At 52.4% G+C, this 11,032-nt stretch carries 8 protein-coding genes; 5 read left to right on the forward strand and 3 right to left on the reverse strand.

Annotation, left to right across the window (positions count from 1 at the left end; translation table 11 throughout):
- Positions 1-40: 40 nt before the first annotated feature.
- A protein-coding gene (locus BFP93_RS10105) for an IS3 family transposase (protein WP_122582746.1) occupies positions 41-1,188 on the reverse strand; the annotation gives its coding sequence in 2 pieces (ribosomal slippage) (positions 41-933 and positions 933-1,188; 1,149 coding nt in all).
- A 620-nt stretch (positions 1,189-1,808) separates the two neighbouring features.
- Here BFP93_RS10105 and aqpZ point away from each other — a divergent pair.
- Complete coding sequence (gene aqpZ, locus BFP93_RS10115; protein ID WP_065892968.1) at positions 1,809-2,513, forward strand: aquaporin Z; 705 nt, start codon at positions 1,809-1,811, stop codon at positions 2,511-2,513.
- A 208-nt stretch (positions 2,514-2,721) separates the two neighbouring features.
- Here aqpZ and tal read toward each other — a convergent pair whose 3' ends face one another.
- Positions 2,722-3,645: a transaldolase gene (gene tal, locus BFP93_RS10120; protein WP_065892969.1), complete on the reverse strand. Its 924-nt coding sequence runs from the start codon at positions 3,643-3,645 to the stop codon at positions 2,722-2,724.
- Positions 3,646-3,925: 280 nt separating this feature from the next.
- Positions 3,926-4,177 (reverse strand): DUF6124 family protein, encoded by a 252-nt coding sequence (locus BFP93_RS10125; RefSeq protein WP_065892970.1) that lies wholly within the window; start codon positions 4,175-4,177, stop codon positions 3,926-3,928.
- A 703-nt stretch (positions 4,178-4,880) separates the two neighbouring features.
- On the opposite strand from BFP93_RS10125, the gene BFP93_RS29200 reads away from it, so the two are divergent.
- The 4 genes from BFP93_RS29200 (at position 4,881) to BFP93_RS28340 (ending at position 10,748) form a co-directional block, all read left to right on the forward strand.
- A complete protein-coding gene (locus BFP93_RS29200; RefSeq protein ID WP_256095194.1) occupies positions 4,881-8,621 on the forward strand; it encodes a hypothetical protein in 3,741 nt (1,246 codons plus the stop codon).
- The gene (locus BFP93_RS29205; RefSeq protein ID WP_256095195.1) at positions 8,618-9,544 is read left to right on the forward strand and encodes an RHS repeat-associated core domain-containing protein; all 927 of its coding nucleotides are present in this window, start codon (positions 8,618-8,620) and stop codon (positions 9,542-9,544) included. Before BFP93_RS29200 ends, BFP93_RS29205 begins: the two co-directional genes overlap by 4 nt.
- 13 nt (positions 9,545-9,557) lie before the next feature.
- Complete coding sequence (locus BFP93_RS10140; RefSeq protein WP_065892971.1) at positions 9,558-9,965, forward strand: hypothetical protein; 408 nt, start codon at positions 9,558-9,560, stop codon at positions 9,963-9,965.
- Between the two features lie 486 nt (positions 9,966-10,451).
- Positions 10,452-10,748, forward strand: coding sequence for a hypothetical protein (locus BFP93_RS28340; protein WP_141687962.1), 297 nt, complete (start codon positions 10,452-10,454; stop codon positions 10,746-10,748).
- The last annotated feature ends 284 nt before the right edge of the window (positions 10,749-11,032 follow it).

Here is an 11,032-nt window from a genome sequence, read left to right on the forward strand (position 1 = left end):
TGAGGTGGTCAACTTTTTCCGGACACCTCAATCGGTGTTTTCAGGCTGTTTGCCGCTCGTACTGATTGGGCGGCAAATAGTCTAACGATGAATGCATTCGTCGTTCATTGTAGAACCGCACAATGTAATCCGTGACGTCCCTGATTGCTTCATCATGATTGGCATAGTCCTTCCTCCAAACACGCTCCATCTTCAGGTTCAAGAAGAAACGTTCCATGACTGCGTTGTCCCAGCAGTTGCCCTTGCGGCTCATGCTGCAGCGCAAGCCATGTCGTGTCAGCATGGCTTGGTAAGTAGCGCCTGCATACTGGCTGCCCCGATCTGAGTGCGCGATCAGACCCGGTTTAGGCTGCCTCTGTGTGATGGCTAGTTGCATAGCACTGCACACCAACTCTGCGCGCATATGCGGAGCCATGGACCAGCCTACGATCTTGCGTGAATACAAATCCATGACAGCCGCCAAGTACAGCCAGCCGCTTCGAGTGCGAATATAAGTGATGTCAGCAACCCATGATTGGTTGATCTGCTCGGGGTTAAACTGGCGGTTGAGCAGGTTCTCAGCTACCGGGAAATTATGATTACTGTTGGTGGTATGAACGAACTTGCGCTTCCAGATCGGGCGTAAATCCTGTTGTTTCATCAGCCGACGGACCTTGTGCCGCCCAATGGATACGCCATCGCTACGCAGTGCTTTCATCACCCGACGACTGCCATAACAGTGCTCATTGGTCATGAACGTAGCTTTGACCTGAGCTGCAACCGGACAGACAGCTTTTGGCTTAAAAGACCGCTGACGAGCTTCATAGAACCCCGAACGGCTGATCCGCAAAACCCGGCAGATACGTATTACCGGGTAGGCCTTGCATTGCATTTGGTGAACCAATTGGTGGATCACTTCAATTCGCGGGCAAAGAAGGCCGTAGCTTTTTTTAATATATCGTTGTCAGTCTTCAGCTCGCGGATCTGCTGCTCAAGCTGACGAATACGCTGTTGCTCGCTGGTTAACGGTTTACCAATCCCTGTACCACCTAACTGCTCGGCTTGGTACTGCTGGACCCAGCGGCGCACGGCAGTGTCACTCAAGTCTAAATCGGTACAAACGGAGTTCACGCTCAGGCCTTGGTCAACAATCATCTTGCAGACTCTTAGCTTGAAAGCGGCGTCGAATTTTCTGTACTTCTTGGTCATGGAATACTCCTCAATAGGTGTAGTTTCACCTATTGAGGTGTCCGGGACTATTAGACCAGCTCACAGTTGGCGAAGATCCCTTGTGGGAGGGGGGCTTGCCCCCGATGGCGGCCTCTGGGCCGACCAGGATGTTGGATTGGACCGAGTACATATCCGTTTCTGCGGTGATGGCTGCTTAGGGTTCCGCTTTTACAGCGGCTCACTTTTGAAAAGCGCAAAAGTAAGCAAAACGCTCTTGCCCCACCACTCGGCACCTCGCCTGGGCTCGCTGTGCCAGCGTGGTTTAACGGGGCGCCCAGATCAAAAGCAAAAGCGCGGCGGCCTTAGAGCCGACCGGTATTTTGTGTCGACCCCGATCCAAATGTGGGAGGGGGCTTGCCCCCGATGGCGGTGTGTCAGTCACTGATGCACTTGCTGACTCTCCCTAGTCGGGCAAGCCCCTCCCACACAAAACCAACAGCGTATCCACCGGTGCTACAGATTTGGATAGTTTGCCCAGACACCGGACATCGCTGATCCGGCGCCTGACTAAAACCGGACAATTCCTACAGGAGCCATCAATGCCCATTGCTACCGTCTCGCGGGACCGCCCACCTCCCGTGGTGACGGCATGAACAGCAATGGAGTCGATTGTGCAAAAGCGTTTGATCGCCGAGTTTATCGGTACTTTCTGGCTGACGTTCGGCGGCTGTGGCAGCGCCATTCTGGCGGCGGCCTTTCCTGGGTTGGGCATTGGTTTCGTGGGTGTTGCGCTGGCGTTTGGTCTCACTGTACTGACCATGGCCTACGCGGTCGGGGGTGTCTCCGGTGGGCACTTCAACCCGGCGGTGACTATTGGCCTATGGGCAGGGCGGCGGATCGCTGCCGGTGATGTGCTGCCGTACATCTCGGCGCAGGTTGCTGGGGCGATTGCTGCCGCGGCGGCGCTGTACCTGATTGCCAACGGGCAGCCTGGTTTCACTGTGGGTGGTTTTGCCGCCAACGGTTACGGCCCCCTGAGCCCAGGCCTCTTTGACCTGAAGGCCGCACTGTTGGCTGAACTGATCGCCACGTTCTTCTTCGTATTCATCATTATGCGTGTGACTGCACCGGGGGCTGCTCCGGGCTTTGCGCCAATTGCCGTTGGCCTGGCGCTGACCTTGATTCACTTGGTGCTGATCCCGGTGACCAATACGTCGGTCAACCCGGCACGCAGCACCGGGCCAGCATTATTTGCCGCAGGTGAGTACCTTTCGCAGCTCTGGGTGTTCTGGCTGGCGCCGATTGTTGGCGGGGTTTTGGGGGCGTTGGCAGCTCGCACATTGGGCGAGCAAAAGCCGGCTTGATGCCTTATACGGTGGCGAGTGGGTTGCTCTCCACTGTAGGAGCGAGCTTGCTCGCGAAGAACTCACAGACACCGCGTTCATCCAGGATGCACGTGTTATCGTTGACGTTTTTCGCGAGCAAGCTCGCTCCTACAGTGCAAGGCAAGCTCCCTCGCCACAGGCCCGTGCAACGCCGAAGTTGTATCGGTAACGGTGGCGATAGGGGGCATCACAGCGCAGCCAGTACCTTTTCGAGTTTTTCCTGGTCACGCGCAAACTGGCGGATGCCTTCGGCGAGTTTTTCGGTGGCCATCGCATCTTCGTTGGAGGCCCAGCGAAACTGCGCCTCGTTGATGGACTGGCGCGCTTCGCCGGCGGCACCGGGCACCAGTTTACGATCGAGGGTGCCCTGGTCTTCATCGAGTTTTTGCAGCAACTCGGGGCTGATGGTCAAGCGATCACAGCCCGCCAGCTGTTCGATCTGGCTGAGGGTGCGGAAGCTGGCGCCCATGACCACCGTCTTAATGCCGTTGGCCTTGTAGTAGTTGTAGATCCGTGTCACCGACTGCACGCCCGGGTCGTCCGCGCCGGTGTAGTCCAGGCCGGTGTGCTTGCGATACCAGTCGTAGATGCGGCCCACGAACGGTGAAATCAGAAACACACCGGCATCGGCGCAGGCCTGGGCCTGGGCGAACGAGAACAGCAGGGTCAGGTTGGTCTGGATGCCGACTTTTTCCAGGCGTTCGGCGGTGCGGATCCCTTCCCAGGTGGATGCCAGCTTGATCAGCACGCGGTCGCGACCGACCCCGGCCTGGTCATAGAGGGCGATCAACTGATTGGCTTTGGCCCACAGCGCGTCTTCATCGAAGGACAGTCGTGCATCGACCTCAGTGGAGATGCGTCCCGGAATCACCTTGAGAATGCCGCAGCCCACCGCCACGGAAAACTGATCGCAGGCCAGGCCCAGATCGCCTTTGGACAGGTCGAGCGCGCTACGCAGGATATCGCCGTAATGCGCGATGGCCGAGGCCTTGAGCAGCAGAGAAGGGTTGGTGGTGGCGTCCACCGGGCGCAGGCGGCTGATGGCTTCCAGGTCGCCGGTGTCGCAGACCACGGTGGTGAATTGCTTGAGTTGTTCGAGTTTGGACGTCATGCGTGCAGGCCTCCGATAAGGATTGGCGCAAACCCCTGTTGTACCACTTTCCGAGCAGTCATCGATGCATTCAGACAGGCGACACAGGCCAACTGTGGGAGGGGGCTTTTGATCGTTCCCACGCTCCGCGTGGGAATGCATCCCGTGACGCTCCGCGTCACCTGTACGCATTGAGTTGTCGGCGGGACGCGGAGCGTCCTAGGCGGCATTCCCACGCGGGGCGTGGGAACGATCAATTGGCTGGCCCACCGCATCGGGGGCAAGCCCCCTCCCACATGGGTTATGGGGTGCTGGCGGGGCCGGGTTGCAGGCAATCCAGTGCGCGGTCGGCGAGGGTGCGGGCCATGTCGATCAAGTGCGCGGTCGAACAGGCCATGTCGCGTCGGGCGCCTTTGAGGCCTTCGGCGGTTTCGGTGGCCGTGGTGGCGGCGCAGCGTAGCAGCGAGGAAATGTTGGCGATGGCGTCTTCGAAACTCAGGTCTTCGTGGGCAACAAAAACGGGATAGGGTGGATCGGGAACAATTTTGCTCATGCGTGAAGCTCCTGCTTGGATTGGGAGCCATTCTTTTGCCGATCTCACACGTCAAAAGGTGGCAGCTATGTGCGGGGTGAGATACCGGAAAACAGGACCCGGCCAGACCGAAGTCTGCCCGCACATAGCCGCCATAAACGGTTGTAGCGCATGGCGCCTGCTCATACACGGGATCTCACACCCGATCGCTGATATGCAGCGACGAAGCGAAGGCTAGCCAGTGGATTGAGCAGGCGCAAGGCCGAAGGATTGTCTAGGAAACGTCCTGCAAATTAAAGGGATATGGATTGCTGGCCTTTAACAATACATGTCGGGCAGGCGATGCAGATAAGGGAGATGATTACTGACTGGGGCAGTCAGCGATCCATCAGATTTATACGACGAAGACCTCGGAATCGTCCGACTTTACCCTAAGTAAAACTCTGTTCAAAGTTGGGCCTCCTGTAATTTTACGTGCTGATCTGCGTTGTTTTAAGAGTGCGGAAATAACTCAGAAGATCCTGCTCTAGTAGTGCCACGAAACAGTTCTTCAGTTTTTTAAATTTAAATTTCACTTACTCTCTTCGTATTGGAGGTAAGCGAAGGTGTTGAAGGTTATAAGCGCAATAAGCGGGCTAAATTACTTATTACCGAGTCGCCTTAACTATTAGCTGGGCGCGATCAAGTCTGGCGGAAAAATTTATAACAAATGGAATTGTGTATAATGAAAGAAAAAAGCTCGTCGAAAAAATCATCTTGCCTGCTCACGTTTTTGTACGCTATACCTGATGTGGGCGGGAAATTTAAATCAGCGACATCCGTAATACTCGGTTATTTAATCTTTTTGTGTTTTTCCCCTATCGCATCAAGTGCAGCTGTTTTCAACACGGCAACTACAGATCAGCGACCCCCGGTAAATGATAGAGAGTTTGAAGGCCAAGAGGGTGAGGTGGATTTCAGAAGCGGCAATCTCACTATTCAACAAAAAGATCTTGCTCTGCCTGGTAATGGCGGATTGAATATCGAGGTGTGGAGAACATACGATATGCAGTCCTCATCAGCTGGCCTGCTTTCCACCTATAACATGTCTTACAAATGGACCGCGCTTGGTCCTGGCTGGAGTCTTGGGGTCGCACCTAGGATTAGGTTCAGATACAACGAAATTACTCGACAGCAGACCCCGGAAGATCCGGCGGAAACATCTACGTCTGACTCTTTGCTTTTACGTATATGTCGTGGCAGCGACGTGACAAGTTGGAACGGTGGTTCAGAAAATCCGGTTCTGGAACTTCCAAATGGTCAGCAAGAATTACTTTATGCTGCTGGCGAGAAAAAAGCTTATTCGAAAGGCGGTTGGAAACTGGACTGTATAGGCGGAACTATAAAAACAACCTCTCCAGATGGCACAATTTACAATTTTGGAAACGTTGATCGGGATCGTTATTATGGGAATTTTATAATTGCCGACACCGACGTGTTGTTAGTCAGTAACCAATCTATCTATCAGGCGCCGAATCGAGCTGAAGGTTACCTTGTAGCAAAATCTGCACAAGATGTTAATGGGAATACGCTAACCTACGAATATCGCCCTGCAGCGACGACGCCTTACGCGGTGCCAGGGAAAAGGTTCCCCGGAATTGGATCATCAACGCTATATGACTTCGATCGCGGTGACGTGAAAATAAATTCCGTGGTCGCAAGTGATGGTCGTAGAATAAACTTTCAATACGATCCGGTAACGCAAAAACTCTTGTCGATCACTGACGGATCGCGTATCTGGAGCTACGAATATCTAAATCAAGATGCAAATAATTCAACTGTCTTGAACAGAGTATTACTGCCAAGTGGCGAGTCTTGGAGTTTTTCATATGCTCCAGGCCCCTTTTTAACCATTAAGAGCAGGGTAGATACCTATTCTCCTCTTAATCAGTCGACCATCATAAGCAGAAAGCTTACTGCAGTGACCAATCCCCGAGGAGGAATCACACGTTACTCATATAGTTGGGTAACCGATCGAATCACCATGTATGCCCCTGGACAGACCTACTCAGCCAAGGTTTATCGCGAGCGCATTAATGGCAAAACCCAATCGAGCGGAGCAGAATGGAAATACGGATACGCCTTAGGAAGTATTGGGAAATATGATACTACTACGGTTGCTGGCCCTGAAGGTACAACAACCTACAGTTTTATGAGTCATAGCTACGTTGTAGTCAATCAAGGGGTAAATTACCAGAGCCAAAACGTCGGCTGGACAATTGGGCAGTTATTCAAGGTTGATTTCCCTCTGGGTAAATCTCAAGATTTTGGTTATATTCCAAGAGTATTGGTTCCACTAAAAACTTCAGTCGTTGGGCTCGGAATAGTGTACGACGACAATGTCTGGTCCGCCGATTTAGCACAGAAGACAACAATAATCGACGGCGCGTCTTATGTAACGTCGTACTCGAACTATGATGTGTATGGTAATCCCGGCACTAGAGTAGAAACCGGCCCCAATGGCGGCTCGCGTACCACCACCTATACTTACTTCAACGATCCTGCGAGATGGATTCTGGGCAAGATCGCCAGCGAAACCTCTCCAGGTAAATCGCTCACCCGCACCTTCGACGCTAATGGTAACGTTCTGACGGAAACCCGCGAGGGTGTCATCGTCAGTTTCACTTACGATACCCAAGGCAATATCGCCAGCCAAACCCTGCCCGGTGGCCGCGTCTACACTTACAGCAATTACAAGCGTGGCATTGCTCAAACCGAGACCCTTCCGGAAAACATCACCATCACTCGCGTGGTCGACGATGCTGGCAACATCAGCGCACACACCAATGGTGAAGGTAAAACCACTCTCTATACCTATGATGGCATCAACCGGCTTACCTCGGTCATTCCACCTGTTGGCAACCCCAGGAGCATTGCCTATACGCCCATCAGCAAAACCTCAACCCGCGGTCCGTTGGTTGAGACCACGCAGTACGATAACTTTGGCCGGACTACCGGCATTACGTTGGCCGGCATTACCCGCACCTTCAGCTACGATGGCCTGGGGCGTAAGACCTTCGAGTCCAACCCGGGGGAGACGGTCGGAACTAGCTATCTTTATGACGCGCTCAATCGTCTGACCCGCCAGACCAATGCTGATGGAACGTTCCAGACTTACAGTTATGGCCCGGCTACTGCTTCCGTGACTGATGAGCGCGGCAACCTCACCACCTATACGTATCGATCATATGGTGACCCCGATCAGCAACTGCTGATGGCCATCACCACACCGGAAAATTCGGTCAACGTAACCATCGAACGCGGCGCCAATGACTTGATGACCTCGGTCACCCAGGCGGGGCTTACACGCACGTATGGCTATGACGCACACAACTACCTCATCAGCGTGTCCAATCCGGAAACCGGCGTAACCACCTATGGGCGTGACATCGCAGGCAATCTGACGAGCAAGCAGGTGGGTGCATCGGGCACCACCCGATACACTTATGACGAACTCAATCGACTGACCTCCACGGTCTACCCCGATGCCACTCCGGCCATCACCAATACCTACAACAAAAACAGCAAGTTGCTCAGTAGTAACAGCGCTGGTGGCAATCGTAGCTTTACCTATGATGCGGCGGACAACCTGGTTCAGGACAGCTTGGCACTGGATGGCCGAGTGTTCACTACACGCTTTGCCTATAACGGTAACGACAACCTGAGCAGCATCACTTATCCAGAGTCGTCACGTATGGTGAACTATGTCCCGGATGCCTTGGGCCGCCCTACCAGTATTTCTGGTTATATCAGTGCTGTTCAATACTGGCCGTCTGGCCTGATCCAAAGCATTACGTATAACAACGGTATCGTCTCCCGCTACGGACAAAACAGCCGTCTCTGGCCAGCCAGCTTCATCACGGAAACGCCTTTCACAGCGACTCACCTCAGCAGCAACTATACCTATGACGGCACCGGTAATCTCAAAACTGTCAGTGACGATGTCGACGCGAGTTTTAACCGAACGTTGGACTACGACGGGATTAACCGTTTGACCGGTGTCGCCGGTCTCTGGGGTCAAGGCAGCATTGCCTATGATGGCGGCGGCAACCTGATCAACCAGACCTTGGGCCAAGCCAGCCTGACCTATGCCTACGACGCCAATAATCGGCTGAGTAGTGTGAGCGGTTTTAGAACTGACAGTTACGGTTACGATGCTTACGGCAACGTCAGCAGCAGTCAAGACAGCACCTACACCTATAACGATGTGCCCAATCTGGTCTGTATCAACTGCGCCAGCCCGGCGGCCAAAGTGGAATACAGCTATGACGGCCTCAACCATCGTAGTGCTGTGGTCAAGGCCAGTGGCAAGGTGTACGAGATATACGACTCAAATGGCAAACAATTGATCGAACTGGACGGGGGCACACTCACCGAATACTTCTACTTGGGCGATAAACGTGTAGCACAGCAGGTAAGCCCATGAACACAGGTAAAGGAATTACCTCAATGGATACGATAAAGAAGTTGGGCAAACGAATCGGCGTGCTGTTACTGGCGCTGATGCTTAACAACGCCGCAATGGCCGATACTGTCACTTATTTTCACAACGATATTTCCGGCAGCCCGATGGCCGCTACCGACGCAACGGGCAACCTGCTGTGGAAGGAAAACTATAAGCCTTACGGGGAGAGGCTGAACCAATCAGCGCCAAGCAGTAGTAATAAGATCGGATTTCACGGCAAACCGTTCGATGACGCAACGGGTTTGTCGTATATGGGGGCACGCTATTACGACCCGGTGCTGGGGCGCTTTATGGGGGTCGATCCGGTCGACTTTCAGGCGTCCAATCTGCACAGTTTCAATCGCTACACCTATGCGAATAACAATCCCTACAAATACGTAGATCCGGATGGGCGTTTCGCCTTTCTTATCGTCCCTGCTTTCTATGCGCTTACTGCACTGGCAGCCGCCGCAACCGTGAGCACCGCAATGAAAGGGGATGGAGGGGGCCAGTTGATGGGTGGAGGAGATTTCGGATCCCTAGGAGCCTCGACCACACAGATGTCGGACGTACCTCGTACTACAACCTACTATAATGAGAGCGCCAAAGACGAGCGGAAGAAAAGCGCTTTTCCTGATCGCAAATTACCGAGAGATCAAAACGGCAATCCAATTCGAGACCCAGAAGCTGAGGGTGCGCATACTCAACTTGGTCAGAAAGAAGGTCGGCGCGGGAAGTATGATCAAGGCAGGGAGTGGACCGCCAGTGGAGGTCCGGTCAAAGATATAGACTTTACAGATCACGGAAGGCCCGATAACCATACCAACCCTCATGAACATCCGTACTTGCCAAATCCTACGGGTGGGACGCCAAAGCACGGTCCCGCTCGGCCATTACAGAACTGAATGGAGTGTGAATATGTTTGAAGTGCCGATGTATCGACAAAATGGTAGCCGTATCGAGCTACAAGACTTATTAAGAAAAGTACCCGCCAATGATTGGATATGGCTAATTATCGAATTTGATGGCGTTGCAAATTTGCCAAATGATGAGTCGATTGACGGATTTCAGAATCGTATTCGTTACCTGCCCAAAGGACTTGTTCAAGGCTGGGAGGATATATTGAGATTTTCCCAGTGTATTGACTATATAGTCGACTGTTTAATCGTGGCGGTCTCATGTATTGAAGAAGTGGATGTGGAAAGATTGTTGAATGATGAGTTTCAGGATTGTGTAATTTTTATTCGTGCAATCGATAGCACTGATTGGATGTTGCATGCGTCAGACGCTGAGATTATGGATGGTTTTAAAGTAGTCACAAGTTAGTTGTGTATTAACTTCATAAATGGCGCAGAAAAAGAGCAATACATGATATGCGCCAAAAACGGCGTAGACTATGTTGCGCCGTCCTTTGAAAAAAGTATCCTCATTTTACACGGAGTTATGAAGGGGATCCGGCTGCGGGGGGCCGCTATCTATCTCCTGAACATATGTCAGCCTGGTGGATCACGACAGATCGCTATTATGGAAATACGGAAAACCTGCAGTCAGTACATCTCCAACATGTCGCGGTCAATGGTTCAGGCTTGGTCAAATACCTTGGTCTACCATTTGGGTACCGATTTCATGGGCCAAGCAATGACGTTTGGCTAGATTAAAAAATAAAGTAAGTGACGGTGAATATATTTATGCTGTCCAGCACGTTTCACGACAAAACATTGGTATCGATAGCCGTGGCGGATGATGCGCTGACTACCGAAATATCAACGCAAGGCAATACGACCAAGATACAGGTGGTAGGATTACAATAAAATGCGCGTCACAGATATTAAAGAAGGCAATATAATAAACGTTGCTCAAGCTATTCATTCGGAACACTCTACTGAAAGTTTGAGTGCGGTAAAATCATTGCTAAAATACGCTTATGAAATAAGTGATACCCAGTTGCAACAAAATACCAAACTGTCATGCTTTTCTGATAAAACAATCAAGGAGTATGAGGAAGGTTCCATCGTGATCGTTGAAATAGAACCCTCTTATGGTGCCTATTTGGTTGCCGTCGGCACGGATATCCTTGAGAAGGGTGTACATAACCCATCCCAAGCATAAGAACATCATCGACCTTAAGACCCTGACGAGAGCAAGCCACGTCCTCACAAGTGTATTATTTGCTCTCGACGCGCCTCCGTCCGGAACCATTCCCCATTTCCCTTGTCCCCGCTTCCCATGTCACCCCCCGCCCCGCAAATCCCTTAATTTTCCAAGCCTACCGGAAGCCTCTCCAGGCCCCCGGCTGCGCCCGTTGTTTTTTCAGGGCGCAGAGCAGCCGATTCAAGCGGCACAACGGAATACGGACATTCTTTTCAACCGTGACTTATCAGGCGGGTTTCCCC

It is taken from the genome of Pseudomonas sp. 44 R 15, assembly GCF_900004965.1.
GTDB classification, from domain to species: Bacteria; Pseudomonadota; Gammaproteobacteria; order Pseudomonadales; family Pseudomonadaceae; genus Aquipseudomonas; species Aquipseudomonas orientalis_A.